The sequence below is a fragment of the Corynebacterium sp. MSK195 genome, assembly GCF_030228885.1.
Taxonomy (GTDB): Bacteria; Actinomycetota; Actinomycetes; order Mycobacteriales; family Mycobacteriaceae; genus Corynebacterium.
This window is the reverse complement of sequence record NZ_JASPGT010000005.1, coordinates 146,903-164,141: the sequence shown is the minus strand read 5'-3', so window position 1 is coordinate 164,141 and position 17,239 is coordinate 146,903. Positions and strand designations below refer to the sequence as shown.

The following is a 17,239-nucleotide window of genomic DNA, read 5'->3' as shown; positions in this document are numbered from 1 at the left end:
CTAGCCGTGGCTTACCCCAACCGATTCGCGGATTACTTGTAAACCAAGCCCCCGCACACAAAGAAACGGACACTCTCTCGCGGGCTGGGACTACTTTAAAAGACGCGTCGAGGCGATCATTAAAGCCTGAGTTTCTATCTATGCTTGATAGTTCTACTCCGGCCCAAGACAATCGCAGTATTTTTCCGCCGGCATATCGGCCAGCAGAACGCATACTGATCACGTGTGGGTTGGCTGTATCCACGCTAAGGTCGCCAGTGCCAGCACCGGTTGAGGTCGCTACCGGGGTGACCTGCATTTCAACAACGGTAGAACGATTATTGCCAACGTCGATGCTTTGGATTTTTCCTGGTTCCACTACTCGCTGCCAGTACACATCACCATCAGGCAACTTAAAGGCCACTGAAACCGGTACTTTTAAGCGATTGACAACTCCATACGATCCCGTAATGTTCACGGCCACCCAGCCTGTGGGCTTTGTAAGGAAAAAGCACGCTTTAGAATTTTCCAGCTCTGAAGAATCAATACGCACGTACTCCGCCCCAGTAGCACAGTCTTTTTGAACGAGACCACCGTCGCCTGCTGTGGTGTTCACAGGCGTTTCCGCTAGTGCGGGAGAGGTAGCAAGACCAGCAGAAACTATGCAGGTAAGTACTCCGATAGATAAGCGTTGGACAAAAGAATTCACAATAGGCTCCTTGAATCTAGGTACGCAGTTGAACACCGTGGTTACTTCGACAACGGGATATACGTCGTCGAAGAGGAATTAATGGTTGAACGCACAGTTCCGGCAAACTTGCTCCATACCTGTGAACCAATGTGATCGGAGCTAAAAGGACCTTGAACCTTTGAGGTCTGTGTCGGGCCAAAGGATTCGACTACGAGGCGAACCCATGTTTTGTCAGAGCCGGTGTAGGAATTTTCTACGCTGTCGTTGTCGAAGACAACATCGTCATCATCTGCATTGGGGGAAGCTACTTCATCGAATCGGATGTTTAGTGTTCTGCCGCCGCCTTCAGGATGATCACTAGCAGTAACCAGTGAAAACCCTTCATCAGAGATACGCTCTACGGTTACTTTGCTTTTAGCTCCGCCCACACCTGTAAAAGTGCATACGGAGCCCTCGGTAATTTCGTCAGGGCACCCTGAGAGAGGAAAGTACTTATCCATGTTTTGGATAACTTCACGATAAACCCCGGCTGCATGCCACCGCTTGAAGTCGGTGGTGTTAAACAGTGGATAAATCTGACGGTAACTCGAAATATTCTGATTGTCATAAGCCTCCAGGGCCTTGCCAGTAGGTTCAAAATACTGAATAGATCCGCCCTGGAAATCCTGCTTTATGCCTCCGCCTGCAGCGTATTTTTCCGATGTGGGAAACTTCAAAGAGCTACGCTCCCATCCCTGACTTCCCCAAAAATCCCGAATGGGGCCAGAAATACTATGGACCCCGCCAGCTTGTGACCAGTAGATAGATCCGCCTTGAAAATGGTTGTAGCGCCCAGTCTTTCTGGGGTAAGCAACTCATCAGTGGTTGGGTATCCTAGCTCACCGGTCTCCCAGCCTTGCTGAGCCCATTTATCGCGAATTCCTCCCCACACTTGATGAGCATCAGTCTCTGGCGACCAGTAGATAGACCCGCCCTGGAAATGGTTAAACCGCCCCTTACCATCAGGGGTCTTCAACTCATCAGTAATGGGATATCCCAAGGCCGCGCCTTCCCAGCCAAGATCTCCCCACTTATTGCGAATACGCCCACCCACCTGGTGAGCAATTCCATTATCAACACCGGCATGCCAGTAAATGGAGGCATCCTTAGCAAACACCTGGAACCGACCATTATTTTTAGCTACACGCTCATCAGTTGTAGCGTCACCAAAAGTCTTCCACCCACCAAGCCGGTGATACGCCTCTTCAATACGACCACCAATCCAATGACCGTGAAAAAACCTTGGCACTTGAAACACCAGCACCAGCAAAAGTAACACTTGCACATACCGCAATAGTTGCAGTCAGCTTCTTAGCGAATTTCATCCGTAGCCCTTTCACACCACCGCATTTAAAAACAGCTGAACACCAGATAATTGACAGCCTGAGTTAGGGTATCGCTACGGTTGCACACAGTCCATAGATGTGTGTTTTGAAACCTTATCTAAAAACTAAATAATTCGTTAAAACGCCAGATGAGCACATGCGCAGACTCGATTTTCGCGTCTCGCGAAAGGTATTCAAAATAACCTATATGAGGGGTACATATAACTCTAATCTAAACATTTACACTGCACATTCAGGCTGGGCAGTGTACACATTGCATGTCAACGATGCGCTTTGGTGGGTGAAGCGGTGACGGACATTGTTCATGAAGCCCAGGACACGCACCTGTGCGCCTTGTTCATCGAAGCCCACGGGGGCGGTGGAGACTACGAGTACGCGCTAGACGCCGCCACGCTCGCCCGACTCGTGCGCGCAGCACAGAGGGCACTTTCTTAACAACGTCCCGCAGATAATCCAGACAAACTTCTAGGCTTAGCCACCAGCCTCAAAGGAAAGCTGTTGCGGAGACAAGTAACCGCCCCGGCAGGCAGCCCATGAGCTGCCATCCGGGGCGGTGCTGTGCGTTAGAGCCGCTTAGGCGTCGCGCTTTTGTAGCAAGAGGACACCGAGGCCCCACAGGATAACGGCCCAGGCAATAAATACCAGGCAGAATCCCCAGTTTTCCTTCCACGGAGCATCAACCGGTTCCATTTCCAGCAGCCACGACTGGAAAGACTTGAACGGCATGAAGTTCGCCAGCTTGCTGCCGACCTTGGGGATGGTGGCTACGAGATTGTCCACGCCAAGGAAGAGGATGAGGCCGATAGCCACGGCACCGGCCGTAGAGCGCAGCAGCAGTCCTAGGCCTTGTGCGAAGAGGACAAGGAGCGCGGCGGCTAGGGGGTACTTCCACAGCTGCTTTTGGCCCATCTCATCGTCCCAAGGGTGGAATTGCGCGGCTACCTCATCGTGGGCAAAAAGCTCGGTAAGCAGGTAAGCACCTGCCACGGCGATAAAGGTCAGCGCGGCCGCGATAACCGCGTACATGAGCAGCTTAACCAAGGCCACCGACCAGCGGCGCGGGGTAGCCATAAACGTAATGGTCTGCGTACCAAAGCGGTACTCGGTGGTCACGATCATGATGGCCTGGATCATGAGCACGGGCAGGCCGAGGAACAATAGGAAAGACACCGCGCCATCCGAGGTGATAACCCCCATGCCCATCGCTGCCTCTTCAGGATTTTCTGCCGGCTTAGTCAAACGAGCATTGAGGATGGCCCAACCCCAGGCAAAGAAAAGGAAGATGAAGGTGGTCCACCAGAAGGAGCGGGTGGTGTGCAGCTTGGTCCATTCGGACTTCAAGGTATTCAGCATGGCGAATTAAACCTCCTGCTGGGTGGGTCGAGCGAACGGAGTGGCGGCGCCAGCGGTGCCAGCGATGCCCGGGTTGGGGGCGCCGCTGGAGCCGTGGTACTGGACGGCGTCGCCAGTAAGCTCCATGAAGGCATCCTCCAAGGAGGCGCGCTTGAGGCTGAGCTCATTAAGCGGCACCCCGGTGGAGTAGGCCAGCTGGCCCACGAAGTCGGTGGTCTGGTTGGAAATCACCAGGCGGGGGCGGCCTTCCTCGTCGGTGGACTCGGTAAAGGCGATGCCCTCGGCACGCAGCGCGGAGCTAAAGGCATCGAGATGGTCGGAACGCACCAGCACGGAGGACTGCGAGTGGTCCTTCACAAAGTCATAGGTGGGCTGGTCCGCCACCAGGCGGCCCTTACCAATGACCACGAGGTGATCGGCGGTCTGAGACATCTCCGAAAGCAGGTGCGAGGAAATCAAAATGGTGCGGCCTTCATCGGCTAGGGCGCGCACGAGCTGGCGGACCCAGCGGATGCCCTCTGGGTCGAGGCCGTTGACCGGCTCGTCCAGGATGAGGATGCCCGGGTCTCCGAGCAGCGCACCGGCGAGGCCCAGGCGCTGGCCCATGCCGAGGGAGAAGCCGCCGACCTTCTTACCGGCGACGTCGGAAAGCCCTACCAGCCCCAAGACCTCATCAACGCGGGAAGTAGAAATGCCGTTGGACTGTGCAATCCATTTCAGGTGGTTGGCGGCGCTGCGGTTGCGGTGCACCGCTTTGGCATCGAGCAAGGCGCCTACCTCACGCAGGGGATACTTCAGCTCGTGGTAGTGCTTGCCGTTGATGCGCGCCCTGCCGGCCGTGGGCGTGTCCAAGCCCAGGATCATGCGCATGGTGGTGGATTTGCCCGCGCCATTGGGGCCCAGGAACCCGGTGACCATGCCGGGTTTTACCTGAAAGGTGAGATCGTCAACGGCGCGGACAGACTTATATTGTTTAGTCAGTCCTTCTACTTCGATCATGGCACTAGCGTGCCATAAATCCGGCAACTTTACCTGTTTAATGCCTCCACGCTCTCCCGCAGGGTGGGAAAGGCGTGGCGGAAGGCGGCCAATAATGGGAGACTTTCTACCTCTTCAAAAGGTACCCAGCGCAGCTCATAGGACTCTTCATTAGCTGTAGTAGGAAGCGGTGCGCCGGTGCGCGTGCGCGCTAGAACGGTGGTGTAGGTCCACTCCCCCGGCAGATCCCCCGCCGCGGGATAGGGCCCGGCCGTTACTCGCGCATCGAGCACCTCCACGTCCTGGGGTGCAATCGCGCATTCTTCATGGGTTTCACGCAGCGCGGCCTGGGTAGGCGTCTCCGTAAAATCGCGGGCGCCACCCGGAATCCCCCAGGTATCGCCGTGATTGGTCCACGCGGCGCGGTGCTGGAGGAGCACCTTACGCCCGGCGACGAGGAAGAGGCCGGCGGCACCAAATTTTCCCCAGACGCGAATGCCGCCGGGGCCTGCCGCCCAGCCGTCTCCACTGTGAGGGTTATGCATGCTGCCTATCCTAGCCACACACGCGGGTATATGGTGGCGCCCAGCACACTGCGGGCGCTATTCTGAGTGAATGACCGAGCAGGCAGTCCGGGCAGAAAGCGTGCATGACGAGCACGCTCACCCGAGCGATCACTGGCTCGATGAGGTCACCGCGCCCACCGGCCCAGCCTTCAGCGGGCTCAGCAGCCGCGCCATGGAATGGTTCGCGGGCCCGGCACGCCTGCTGCGCCGCTTCTACTACTTCGCCTCCACCACCCCAGGCAAGCTTTTTACGGTCACGCTCATTCTCACCGTAGCCCTAGGCGCCGCCGGCTTATCGATGTCCCAATCTTCCGCCGCCCGCCACTCCGACCTAGACGAGCTGCTGACCACCACCGAGCCGATGTCAAACGCGGCACACCACCTTTATAGTTCGCTCTCAGTGGCCGATACCGTGGCCACCACCGGCTTCGTACAGGCCGGCGTGGAATCGGAGCGCAACCGCGATAGCTATAACGAGGCCATCGATGCCGCCTCAGTGGCGGCTACCGAATCCGTGCTGGGCACCACCCAAGAAGATGGTCGCGTGCGCGAGCTGGTGACCTTTATCCAACGCGAGCTGCCCGTCTATACCGCAATGGTGGAAAAGGCCCGCGCCAATCACCGGGCGGGCAATGCGGTGGCCAATTCCTATATGTCCAATGCCTCGGCGCTCATGCGCGAGCGTATTCTGCCGGCTGCCTCCGAGCTATTCCAGCTGACCACCGCCAAGGTGAATCAGCAACAACAAAAGCTCACCTCGCCGCAGTGGGTGCCGCTCTCTGGCCTCTTGGCGGCGCTCTTTTTCCTAGCCGTGGCCCAATGGTGGCTGTGGCGCCAGACCCGCCGGCGTTTTAACCGCGGCTTCTTAACGGCCAGCGTGCTGCTTTTCTTGGCCATCTCCTGGGTGGCGCTATCCAACCTGGCTACATGGTCCACCGGCCACCAGGGCTTTGAGACGGCCTCGCGCCCGTGGGATTCACTCACGGCCTCGCGGATTGAAGCGCAGCAGGCGCGCACCTCTGAGACCCTGGCGCTGGTGCTGCGCTCCTCCGAGGAGGATTCGATGGTGCGCTTTTCCAGCTCCATCAACTCCATCGAAGGAGCCCTGGAGGATTATGAAGAAGCGCTCAATGATGAAGACGTGGAGGTCACGGACCCAGAACTCATCCACAGCGCCCGGGCTGCCGCCGAGCAGTGGCGCGGCACCCATGACAAGCTCATGGGTGCACTCAAGGACGGCGACTATGACGAGGCCATTTACCAGGCCACGGCCACCGAGCCCAAGAACGGAGAGATGACCGCGGCGCGTTCCTATGACGAGCTCGACGCGGAGCTTTCGGATCTCATCGGCCAGGCGCGCATCGCCATGCGCAGCTACTTGGAGCGCGGTCTGACCGCCATGACTGCGGTGTCCTCGGCCGTGTTCCTGCTGACCTTGTGCGCCATTATTGCCGTGTGGCTGGGCATCCGTCCCCGACTGCAGGAGTACCTCTAATGCGCCGCACACGCCTTGCCCTCGCCGCGCTCGCCTGCATCTGCGCCGCGCTGCCGCTAACCTCTTGCGATGTTCGCTCCACCCCGCCGCTGGAGGCGCCCGCCGAGCACGCCCTCGATTCCCGGCCAGGCCCGCCGCTGCCGGAAGGAGCGGAAATTGAAAAGGCCGGATCTACCGCAGCTCACCGCGCCTCTGATGAGGAAATCAAGGGCAGCTACCGCCCGGATGATAAGAAAGCAAAGGAGCGGGTGCCGGACGTCGTCAAGCGCGGACGCCTCATCGTGGGCGTGGATCGTTCCAATAACTTGATGAGCTACCGCGATGCCGCCTCCGGCGACGTGCGCGGCTTCGAGGTGGATATCGCCCGCGAGATTGCCCGCGATATCTTTGGTGATCCCAATAAGGTGGACTTCCGCTTCGTGGAATCCTCCGACCGCGTCGATGCCCTCAATACCGGCGCGGTGGACATGATTGTGCGCACCATGACCATTAGCCCTGAACGCGAGCGCGACGTGGCCTTTTCCATTCCCTATATGAGAACCCAAACCCGCATGCTGGTGCTCACCAATTCCGGCATTAGGTCCGTGAAAGACGCCGCCGGTAAGACCCTATGCGGCGTAGGCGCGTCCACCGCACTGGATACCATCCGCGAGCACGCCCCCAAATCCGATATCTTGGTTACCCGTTCCTGGGGCGATTGCCTGATGGCCCTGCAGCTTAACCAGGCCGACGGCATCGTCGTCGATGATGCCCTGCTCTCCGGCATGGCCGCCCAAGACTCCTATACGTCCATCGTGGGCGAGCCGCTAGAGACCGAAAACTACGGCGTGGCCGTGCGCCGCCCCAGCAAGCAACATGACACCCGCCCGCTGCTGCGCCAAGTAAATTCCACGCTCGAGCGCATCCGCCGCGACGGCACGTGGTCCACAATCTTTGAGGAGTGGCTCGGCGCCTACTTGGAAGAGCCCACCCTGCCGGCCGGCAAGTACATCGAGGAGGACGCTAAGCCATGAGCCATAACCCGAATTTTAGCGACGACGAGCTCGAGTACATCGAACCGGAGAACCTCGATACCCAACGCGCCTTCCGTCAGCCCACCAATGCCGCCAATTCCGCGCAGGAGCCGGATGCGCTGGACGATGGCCCCGCCACCGCCGCCGTTCCTTTCAACCCCTTTGCGGACGAAGAGGAAGAGGGCACTGCGGCCGTGGCCTTTGACCCCTTCGCCGATGAGAAGTCCGGGGAGGAAACCGGCACCGCTGCTGTGGCTTTCGATCCGTTCGCGGACGACGATGAAGATGGCGATGGTTCCATCGACCCAGACCACATCTCCAGCCTTCTGGCGGATCTGGATAATATCCGCGCCCAACGCGAACAGCAGCGCGCCCAGAAGGCCCAAGAGGATTCCTCGCAACGCTCGCGCCGCCGCGCGCTCGATACCTTCCGTGAGCGCCGCGGCACCCACCGCACCGAGCGCCGCGTGGCCGATGGCATGGTGCGGCTGCCCTTTATCACCCCGTCCGAACCTACCGATGCCCTGATCGATCCGGCCGAGAAAACCTCCGGCAAAAAGATCCCGCCGCCGCAGCTGCAGCCCGGCGACGTGGTGGCCGGCCAGTACGAAATCCTGGGCGTTATCGCCCACGGCGGCATGGGATGGATTTACCTGGCCAATGACCACTTTGTCTCGGGAAGAGTGGTGGTTCTCAAAGGTATGCAGGCCCAAAAGTCGGCCGATGAAACCGCCGCTGCGGTGGCCGAACGCGAGTTTCTCGCGGATATTACCCACCCCGGTATCGTCAAGATTTTCAACTTTATCGATGACGAGCGAGTACCCGGTGGCTTTATTGTCATGGAGTACGTTGGCGGGCCGTCGCTAAGAAGCAGGCGCAAAAAGCAACCCGATAAGCTCCTGCCGGTTGATATCGCCATCGCCTATATCTTAGAAATCCTGCCTGCGCTGGAATACCTGCATTCGCGCGGGGTGGTCTACAACGACCTTAAGCCCGATAACATCATCGTCACCGAGGACCAGGTCAAGCTCATTGATTTGGGAGCGGTTTCCGGAATCGGCGCCTTTGGCTATATTTACGGCACCAAGGGTTACCAGGCCCCAGAGGTAGCCACCGAAGGGCCCTCCATCGCCAGCGATATCTACACCATCGGCCGTACACTGGCTGCGCTCTGCCTCAAGCTGCCTACTGAGGACGGCGTCTATCTGCCGGGCATTCCTACCCCCACCGAGGAGCCGGAGCTGCGCCGCTTCCTCTCGCTGTACCGCCTGTTGCAGCGCGCCACCGACCCGGACCCAAAGCGCCGTTTTACCTCCATCAAAGAGCTGCGCACCCAGCTCTACGGGGTTCTGCGCGAGGTCATTGCCATCCGCGACGGCCTCCAATATCCGTCCCAGCACTCGCTTTTTTCGCCGCAACGTACCACTTTTGGCACCAAACACCTGGTCTTTCGCACCGACCAGCTTATCGACGGCATCGATCGCACCGTCCAAATCACCGCCCCCGAGGTCGTCTCTGCGTTGCCCACCCCGCTGCTGGACCGCGACGATGTGGGCGCCGGCCTCCTCCAGGGTGCTTCCTATGCCGAGCCACAGGAAGCCCTGGAGACCCTCCGCCAGGCCATGCAGACCCCTGAGTATGAACACTCCGCCGAAATCCCGCTAGGCGTGGTCCGCTCCATGATTGACCTGGGCTATACCGGCCAGGCCCGCCAGTGGCTAAGCTCCATCGAAGACCGCCTTGGCCAAGACTGGCGCTTCCAGTGGTACGCCGGCATTACTGAGTTGCTTCACGATGACTACCGCGACGCCCAAAGATACTTCTCTACCGTCCTCGACCTCCTGCCGGGCGAGGCGGCCCCCAAGCTCGCCATCGCCGCCATCAACGAGCTCATTCTGCAACAGCTCGATTACAGCGATACCTCTCTCATTGACCCCACCGTGGCCCGTGCATGCTCCAATATGCACTCCACCCTGGCTGATCTCCCCAACTCCGCCTTTGAGGGCCAACCCGAAATTTGGAACCACGTCACCCAGGATCCGGCCGCGCTGCGTTTTAACTCCATGCGCCTCTACGGGATCGTGTGGTCTACCAACCCCACCACCGTCTCCTCCGCCTTTGGCCTCGCCCGCCAGCTGCGCTCCGAGGGCCAGGTGGAGGTAGCCGTCGTGGTCCTCGACAAGGTTCCCAATGCGTCGCGCCACTACCGCATGGCCCGCTTGACGACGATCCTCCAGCTCATCGTCCAGGACCTTTCCGAATCCCGCATTCGCCGCGCTGCCCGACGCCTCGAAGAGGTGCCCACCAACGAGCCGCGCTTCCTGCAGATCAAGATCGCCGTCATTTCCGCTGGCCTGAACTTCCTGCGCAACGCCGATCTTTCCCGCGCCGCTTCACCGAACGATCTCTTCGAATACGCCTTTACCCAGCGCGGCCTGCGCACAGGTCTCTCCGAGACACTCCGCGCCCTCGCGCGCCAAGCACCGTTTAGCCGCCACCGCTACGCGCTCGTTGACCTAGCCAACCAGGTCCGCCCCGTCACCACTTTTTAGTCTGCCTTCCTGCTACCAGCCAACAGGGCACGGAAAACTAGAAAAGGGGCGCGCAGTCTTTTAAACCACACGCCCCGTTGTTCAAAGTCCAGCCGTTAGCTAGACGTGAGAATCTTTACTTGTAGAGGCCAGCCTCACGTGCCATTGCGGCGATTTCGGCGGACTTCTGAGCGATAGCCAGCTCCTCGTTGGTCGGAACGACAAAGACCTTGACCGGGGAATCCTCGGTGGAGATCATTCGTGGCTGGTCGGAACGGACCAGGTTGCGCTCCTTATCAAAGTGGATGCCGTACATATCCAGGTTGTACAGGGAATCCTGGCGAACCTCGGTATCGTTCTCGCCCACACCGGCGGTAAAGGTGATGGCGTCCACGCGGCCTAGGGCAATCATGTAGGAACCGATGAAGCGGCGCAGCTGGTGGATGTAGATGTTATAAGCCAGCCAAGCATCCTGGTCCTCGTTGTCGATGCGCTCGCGCAGCGTACGGAAGTCGTTAACGCCAGAGATGCCCTTGACACCGGACTGCTTGTTGAGCAGGTTGTCAATCTCATCCACGCTCATGCCCGCCTGGCGGACGAGGTGGAAGATGATGCCCGGGTCAATGTCACCGGAACGGGTACCCATAGCCAGACCGGCCAACGGGGTCAGGCCCATCGAGGTATCGATGGCGCGGCCATTACGGATGGCTGCAGCAGAAGCACCGTTGCCCAGGTGAAGAGTGATCTGGTGGGTGTGCATCGGGTCGCGGCCCAAAAGGGCCGGTACCTGCTGGGAAACGAACTCGTGAGAGGTGCCGTGGAAGCCGTAGCGGCGGATATCGTACTTGGATGCCACCTCATTATTGATGGCGTAGAGTGCGGCAGCCGGCGGCAGGGTATTGAAGAAGGCGGTATCGAAGACGGCAACGTGCGGAATATCCGGCAGCATCTTGCGGGCCACGCGGATGCCGTCCAGGTTGGCCGGGTTGTGCAGCGGAGCCAGCGGGATGAGGTCTTCAATCATGGACTCAATCTGGTCCACGATGAGCTGTGGCTCGGAAAAGAGGCGGCCGCCGTGAACAACACGGTGACCAACGGCGATAACATCCACGTCGGTCGGGCCAACGTTGTGCTCGCTCATGATGGCAAAAGCGCGCTCAAGGCCGAAAGAGTGAGTAGGGATTTCCAGCTCTTCCTTGTACTTCTCGCCACCGGTCTTGACGGTGACGGCGCCGAGGGGCTCGCCAACCTGCTCGACCAGGCCAGAGACCAGCGGGGTATCCGTGGCGCTGGACTCGGGATCGACCAGCTGGAATTTAACGGAGGAAGAACCTGAGTTAAGGACCAGAACGTATGACATTTATTTCTCTCCAGCCTGAATAGCGGTGATTGCAACGGTGTTGATGATGTCCGGAACGGTCGCGCCACGCGACAGATCGTTAACCGGCTTGTTCAGGCCCTGCAAGATAGGGCCTACAGCGAGCGCGCCGCCGGTGCGCTGTGCGGTCTTGTAGCCAATATTGCCGGCCTCAAGATCCGGGAAGACAAAGACGTTTGCCTGACCGGCAACCTCAGAATTCGGCATCTTCTTAGCCGCAACGCCTGGATCGCAGGCGGCGTCGAACTGCAGCGGACCATCCACCTTGACGGAGGAATCCAGCTTCTTGGCGGCCTCCACGGCGGCCACTGCACGGTCAACGTCCGGGCCGGAGCCGGAGGTGCCGGAGGAGTAGGACAGCATGGCCACACGCGGGTCGATGCCGAACTGGGAGGCGGTCTGTGCGGAAACGATAGCGATCTCGCCTAGCTGCTCGGCAGTAGGGTTCGGGTTGACGGCGCAGTCACCGAAGGCCCACAGGCGGCCGCGCATGACCATCAGGAAGATGGAGGAGACCACGGAAGCGTTCGGCTTGGTCTTGATGATCTGGAAGGAAGGCTTAATGGTGTGCGCGGTGGTGTGAGCAGCGCCGGAGACCATGCCATCGGCCAAGCCCTTGTGCACCATCATGGTGGCGAAGTAGGAGATGTCCTGCATCGTCTCGCGAGCCTGCTCGAGGGTAACGCCCTTCTTCTTGCGCAGCTCAGCAAAATCAGCGGCGAATTCCTCTGCCAGCGGGGACTCGAGGTGGTTGATGATCTCGGCACCAGCCAGGTCGAGCTTGAGCTCTGCGGCGCGGGCCTTGATATCGGCCTCGTTGCCCAGGATGGTCAGCTTGGCAACCTTATCGCGCAGCACCACGTGGGCAGCCTCGAGGATGCGGTCATCGTCGCCCTCTGGCAGGACGATGTGGGAACCGGCGGCGCGGGCCTGGTCGATGAGCTGCTTCTGGAAGAGGTCTGCGGACATGACCGGGGAGACGTCGCCAAGCGCGGCAAGTGCGCCCGGGACCGCTTCCAGGTCGGTGAAGATGCCGGCTACGGTGGCACCCAGAGATTCCGCATTGTGTTGCGCAAGCTCGCCGGTGCGCTGCGGTGCACCGGAAATGATGGCCAGCGGCAGGCCGAGGGCAGCAGCTACCTCAGCATCGAAGGCGATATCGCCGGTACCCTGCGCCACGATGTTCTCGGCGGCAGGCGCGTTAGCGAGGACGGCGCTGACGGTAGCATCGAAGTCTTCGAGGCGGATGAACTCCGCGCCCAGTTCTTGTGCCAGGGCCGGCACGTCGAGGCCATCGAAGCCCCGACCAATAGCGCTAATAACTGCGGAATGGGATGCAGACATGCAATTTACCTTTCATTCACGGTCACTTGAACACAATTAACGCGCGTCATAACTTCATGTCATACGTCACAGTTATTAACACGCGGTGACTATTCCACTGTACGCGATTTACCCCCTCCTATGCCCTATCGTGACCTCCCTAGACTGGGGTTAGTAATGCTGTGGTTTTTATCGCATAGTGACCGCGTAGAATATGCAGCACAACGAAAGAAAGGACACCCTAAGCACATGACTACCCCAGTGCGCGTTGCCGTGGTCGGCTCCGGCCCGGCAGGCATTTACGCCTCTGACCTTCTAGTGAAATCCGACCTCGATGTGCAGATCGATCTTTTTGAAAAGATGCCGACGCCGTTCGGTTTGATCCGCTACGGCGTGGCGCCGGATCACCCGCGTATTAAGGGCATCGTGCAGTCCCTGCACAACGTTATGGAAAAGGAAGAGATCCGCTTCCTGGGCAATATCGAGGTGGGCAAGGACATCACCGTCGAGGAGATGCGCGAGTATTATGACGCCATCATCTTCGCCACCGGCGCCACCGCCGATAAGCGCATGGGCATCCCGGGCGAGGATCTCAAGGGCAACCATGGCGCCGGCGAATTCGTGGGCTTTTATGACGGCAACCCCAACTTCGAACGCGATTGGGATCTCTCCGCAGAGTCCGTCGCCGTCGTTGGTGTGGGCAATGTCTCCCTCGATGTCTCCCGCATCCTGGCTAAGACCGCGGACGAGCTGCTGGTGACGGAGATCCCCGATAACGTTTATGAGGCGCTGAAGAAGAACCGCGCCAAGGAGGTCCACGTCTTCGGCCGCCGCGGCCCGGCGCAGGCTAAGTACACGCCGAAGGAGCTCAAGGAGCTGGACGAGTCCCCGACCATCGAGGTCATCGTCAACCCTGAGGACATCGAGTATGACGCCGCCTCCGAAGAGGCCCGTCGCGCGGCCAAGTCCACCGACCTGGTGTGCCAGACCCTCGAGTCTTACGCCATGCGCGAGCCGGGCGATGCCCCGCACAAGCTCTACATCCACTTCTTCGAGTCCCCGGTAGAGGTCTTGGGCGAGGACGGCCACGTCACCGCCATTAAGACCGAGCGCACCGAGCTCAACGGCGATGGCACTGTAACCGGTACCGGCAAGTTCACCGAGTGGCCGGTGCAGGCCGTCTACCGCGCAGTGGGCTACCACCCGCAGTCCGTCGACGGCGTACCTTTCGACGAAACCCAGGCCACCATGCCTAACGACGGCGGCCACGTGCTGGCCAATGTCGACGGCGAAAAGCTCCCTGGCCTCTACACCACCGGCTGGATTAAGCGCGGCCCGGTAGGCCTCATTGGCAATACCAAGTCCGATGCCAAGGACACCACCACCATGCTCATCGCCGATTACAAGGCCGGCGACTTGGAGCCGGCCACCAAGCGCGATCCGCAGGATATCCTGGACTTCCTGGCCTCCCGCGATATCGCCGTGACCACCTGGGAAGGCTGGCATCGCCTGGATGCCGCTGAGCGTGCCGCCGGCGAGGCCCACGGCCGCGAGCGCATCAAGATCGTTGAGTGGGACGAGATGGTCAAGCACGCCGGCCCGCAGGCCTAGCCCGTGCCGCACATCATTACCGCCGCGCCCCTGGGGCAGCTGGCGGCCTTGGACGTCCACCAGCTCTACAAACTGCGGGTGGACGTCTTTGTGCACGAGCAGCGCTGCCCGTACGCCGAGATTGACGCCACCGACGCCGACCCCCAGACCGTGCACCTGCTGGCCTGGGATGCGGATTCCCATGACCTGCTTGGCACGGCCCGCGTCCTTCCGGCCGCGCCCACTGACGCCGCGCTTGCCGACGCCGCCGGCGCCCAAATCGGCCGCTTCGCGCTCGCGCCCGCCGCGCGCGGCACGGGCCTCGGCCGGGAACTCTTCCAGGCAGCCGTCGACCTAGGCGAGCGCATGCACCCAGGCCAGCCGCTCTACCTGGAGGCGCAGGCAGGCCTTGTGGACTACTACGCCGGCTTTGGATTTACTCCGGTAGGCGAGCTTTTCGACGACGAGGGAGTCCCCCACCAGCCGATGCTGCGCCCCGCTCCCTAGTCGGCGTCGTCCACACCGGAGGCGAGCTTTGGGTCGAGCTCCACGCCGCCCTCGTACTCCACGACCTCGATATCGGGGACGTTATCCGCCTCCGGCTCGATGCCGCGCGCACCGCCCTGGGCCAACAGGCCCGGCGTGGAGGTCACCTCGATCTTGTGCGCCGCTAGTGCTGCGCGGTCGCGTGCCTCCTCCGCGCTTTCCGCGGTGGCAGACACCAAGCCCATGCGACGGCCCTTGTAGGCCCCGGGCTTGCCAAAGAGCTTCACGTCCGTCTCGGCGTAGTTGAGGGCCGCGGCGATGCCGGTATAGGCAACCTCATTCAGCTCCTCATCCGCATGAATGACCGCGCTGGCGCCCGGGGTGACCAGGGTGGCGTCGATAGGGTAACCCAAAATCGCGCGCGCATGCAGGTCAAAGGCGGAAAAACGCTGCGTATAGCAGGTCAGCATCGCCGTATCCGAGGGCCGCGGGGACACGGAGGAAAAGTACACGTCATCGCCCGCGACAAAGAGCTCCACGCAGTACACGCCGCGCCCGCCCAACTCATTAGAGATGCGCGCGGCCACCGAACGCGCGTTTTCCAGCGCGATCTCGCTCATGCCGGTAGGCTGCCACTCCTCCACGAGGTCGCCGCGCTCATGGCGGTGGCCGATAGGCTCGCTAAACCACGTGGCCAACTTGCCCGTGGCCGGATCGATGGAACGGATGGCCAGCAGGGTGACCTCGAGGTCAAAGTCCACGAAGCGCTCCGCTACCACGCGCTGCGAATCCGAGGACACGCGCCGCACGGTCTCCCACGCGGTGCGCACATCCTCCTCGTCGCGAGCAATCATGTGGCCCTTGCCGGAGGTGGACACATCCGGCTTAATAATGCACGGAAAGCCCAGCTCCCCCACCGCTTCTTCCAGCTCCTCCACGGAGCTAGCAAAGCGATACGCGGAAACCGGCAGCCCAATATTCTCCGCCACCTCGCGCACGCACTGGCGGTCCTGCGTCATGGCGCAGGCGCGGGCGGAGGGGACCACGATGGCGTCGCTATGCGCCTCCATCTCCTCCAGCGCTTCTACCGCAACGGTTTCTACCTCCGGAACCACAAAATGCGGCTGAATCTCTTGGGCCAGCTGCAGGATGCGCCCGGCGTCCTTGATATCGGCGACGTAGCTATACTGCGCCACCTGGTGCGCCGGCGCGCCCGCATACGAGTCCACGGCGTGGACCTCCAAGCCCAAGTTTTGGAAGGACATGGCCAGCTGCTTGCCCAGCTCGCCCGAGCCCAGCAGCAATACCTTGGTGGCATTGCTGGTCAGCGGCGTGCCAATATGACCGGCGATCTCGCCTGGATTATCCATGAAAATGCTCCTTCTAAGCCGCAGGCAGCGACGTTTACTGCCTTAAATTATTTCATATTTAGGCCCCAACCCCACCACCTACATGCCAGGTGAGCCGGATAAGCAAAGGCGCCCTGTGGGCAATTCCACAGGGCGCCGTAGGAGTTTCAGCCTAGGCTGCAGGTGCCTCAGCCGGTGCCTCCTCTGCCGGCTGCTCGGCGGGCTGATCTGGCTCGCCTACCGGTTCCGCCACGGTAATGATGTTGTCCTCATAACCCAGCGCGCCACCAACGAACTGGCCACCGCAGGTAATGAGAACCAGGCGGTTCTCGCCTTCCTTATCATTAACCACGTCCGGAAATCCGGAGCCCTTAGGCAGGCGGTAGGGCGCCTCAGTTACGCGGAAGGTGCGTTCCTGACCGTCGATGACCACGGTAAATTCCTGGTCCTTCTTCAGCTTCGTGAACTTCTCTGCATAACCGGTGCCCTGGCCCTGGTAGTTAATGTGGCCGGTAATCACACTCGATCCCACATTGCCCGGCTCACCCGGCACTGCGGAGGCGGAGTACCAGCCCACGCGGGTGACGTCGTGTGGCGGCAAAAGCACGCCCTGGTCCGTGACCTGTACGGGGTCCACGGCCGCGTACTCGCCATCGATGCCCACGGACATGCCCTCAAAGCCCTTGAACTCACCAGGCGCGGCCTCATACTCGTGCTCCTGCTGGCCCGAATCATCCACAAAGGCATCGGACTTCGGACCGGATTCCTCCGGCGCGCTCTCGCTGGCCACCGTCTCCGGCGCCGAACCCGCCTCATCCTCATCATCGCGCGCCAGGTACAGCACTACCTGCAGCAAGACCAACGCCACCGCAATGATGGCCGCGATAATAGCGATCAGCTTGCCACGGCCCATGCCCTGCTTGCCGACGCCCCCTTCTTCCCCACTCGCCGAATACTGCGACATTCCATTGTCCTCCGGCTGCCGTGGTTCAGCGTGCTTTCCCATAGCTAGCTTCCTCTACTTCCTCGATTTGTCTACCTTGTGCAGGTTATATGCAAATCCCCTCCAGCGTGTGCAGTCACACCCTGGAGGGGATTTTTGGTGTTAAAGTCTCAACCCCG

The 17,239-nt window shown here is 60.4% G+C and carries 15 protein-coding genes; 5 read left to right on the top strand and 10 right to left on the bottom strand.

The features are described from left to right. From QP909_RS07085 to QP909_RS07060, 6 genes are all read right to left on the bottom strand, one after another. The coding region (locus QP909_RS07085; protein WP_284766697.1) for a hypothetical protein at positions 1-688 on the bottom strand (688 nt) is incomplete at its 3' end. A gap of 41 nt (positions 689-729) precedes the next feature. Next, positions 730-1,473 carry an LGFP repeat-containing protein gene (locus QP909_RS07080; RefSeq protein ID WP_284766698.1) on the bottom strand — a complete coding sequence of 248 codons (744 nt, stop codon included), beginning with the start codon at positions 1,471-1,473 and terminating at the stop codon, positions 730-732. Further along, on the bottom strand, positions 1,383-1,988 hold the full coding sequence (locus tag QP909_RS07075; protein ID WP_284766696.1) for an LGFP repeat-containing protein: 606 nt from the start codon (positions 1,986-1,988) through the stop codon (positions 1,383-1,385). Before QP909_RS07075 ends, QP909_RS07080 begins: the two co-directional genes overlap by 91 nt. A gap of 640 nt (positions 1,989-2,628) precedes the next feature. Next, positions 2,629-3,408, bottom strand: a complete 780-nt coding sequence (locus QP909_RS07070; RefSeq protein WP_284766695.1) for an ABC-2 transporter permease family protein — start codon at positions 3,406-3,408, stop codon at positions 2,629-2,631. Between the two features lie 6 nt (positions 3,409-3,414). After that, positions 3,415-4,407 carry an ABC transporter ATP-binding protein gene (locus QP909_RS07065; RefSeq protein ID WP_284766694.1) on the bottom strand — a complete coding sequence of 331 codons (993 nt, stop codon included), beginning with the start codon at positions 4,405-4,407 and terminating at the stop codon, positions 3,415-3,417. 29 nt (positions 4,408-4,436) lie between these two features. Then, a complete protein-coding gene (locus QP909_RS07060; protein ID WP_005329848.1) occupies positions 4,437-4,931 on the bottom strand; it encodes an NUDIX domain-containing protein in 495 nt (164 codons plus the stop codon). A 70-nt stretch (positions 4,932-5,001) separates the two neighbouring features. Here QP909_RS07060 and QP909_RS07055 point away from each other — a divergent pair, with 70 nt between their 5' ends. From QP909_RS07055 to QP909_RS07045, 3 genes are read left to right on the top strand one after another with little or no spacing between them, the layout of a single operon-like run. Beyond that, complete coding sequence (locus QP909_RS07055) at positions 5,002-6,447, top strand: GlnX family signal transduction membrane protein (protein WP_284766693.1); 1,446 nt, start codon at positions 5,002-5,004, stop codon at positions 6,445-6,447. Next, on the top strand, positions 6,447-7,460 hold the full coding sequence (locus QP909_RS07050; RefSeq protein ID WP_284766692.1) for a glutamate ABC transporter substrate-binding protein: 1,014 nt from the start codon (positions 6,447-6,449) through the stop codon (positions 7,458-7,460). The genes QP909_RS07055 and QP909_RS07050 overlap by 1 nt, the downstream gene beginning before the upstream one ends. Then, entirely contained in the window at positions 7,457-10,012 is a 2,556-nt protein-coding gene (locus QP909_RS07045; protein WP_284766691.1) for a serine/threonine protein kinase, read from the top strand. Before QP909_RS07050 ends, QP909_RS07045 begins: the two co-directional genes overlap by 4 nt. 115 nt (positions 10,013-10,127) lie before the next feature. Here QP909_RS07045 and QP909_RS07040 read toward each other — a convergent pair whose 3' ends face one another. Continuing rightward, complete coding sequence (locus tag QP909_RS07040; RefSeq protein WP_005329836.1) at positions 10,128-11,351, bottom strand: acetate kinase; 1,224 nt, start codon at positions 11,349-11,351, stop codon at positions 10,128-10,130. Beyond that, on the bottom strand, positions 11,352-12,713 hold the full coding sequence (gene pta / locus QP909_RS07035) for a phosphate acetyltransferase (RefSeq protein WP_284766690.1): 1,362 nt from the start codon (positions 12,711-12,713) through the stop codon (positions 11,352-11,354). It abuts the gene before it with no gap. A 228-nt stretch (positions 12,714-12,941) separates the two neighbouring features. Between pta and QP909_RS07030 the strand changes: the two genes are divergently transcribed. Both QP909_RS07030 and QP909_RS07025 read left to right on the top strand, forming a co-directional pair. After that, a complete protein-coding gene (locus tag QP909_RS07030) occupies positions 12,942-14,303 on the top strand; it encodes an FAD-dependent oxidoreductase (RefSeq protein ID WP_284766689.1) in 1,362 nt (453 codons plus the stop codon). Positions 14,304-14,306: 3 nt separating this feature from the next. Then, on the top strand, positions 14,307-14,789 hold the full coding sequence (locus tag QP909_RS07025; protein WP_284766688.1) for a GNAT family N-acetyltransferase: 483 nt from the start codon (positions 14,307-14,309) through the stop codon (positions 14,787-14,789). Here the strand turns inward: QP909_RS07025 and purT are convergent. Continuing rightward, a complete protein-coding gene (gene purT, locus QP909_RS07020) occupies positions 14,786-16,138 on the bottom strand; it encodes a formate-dependent phosphoribosylglycinamide formyltransferase (RefSeq protein ID WP_284766687.1) in 1,353 nt (450 codons plus the stop codon). The two genes, QP909_RS07025 and purT, sit on opposite strands and share 4 nt — an antisense overlap. A 151-nt stretch (positions 16,139-16,289) precedes the next feature. After that, positions 16,290-17,123, bottom strand: coding sequence for a class F sortase (locus QP909_RS07015; protein ID WP_284766686.1), 834 nt, complete (start codon positions 17,121-17,123; stop codon positions 16,290-16,292). Positions 17,124-17,239 lie beyond the last annotated feature (116 nt).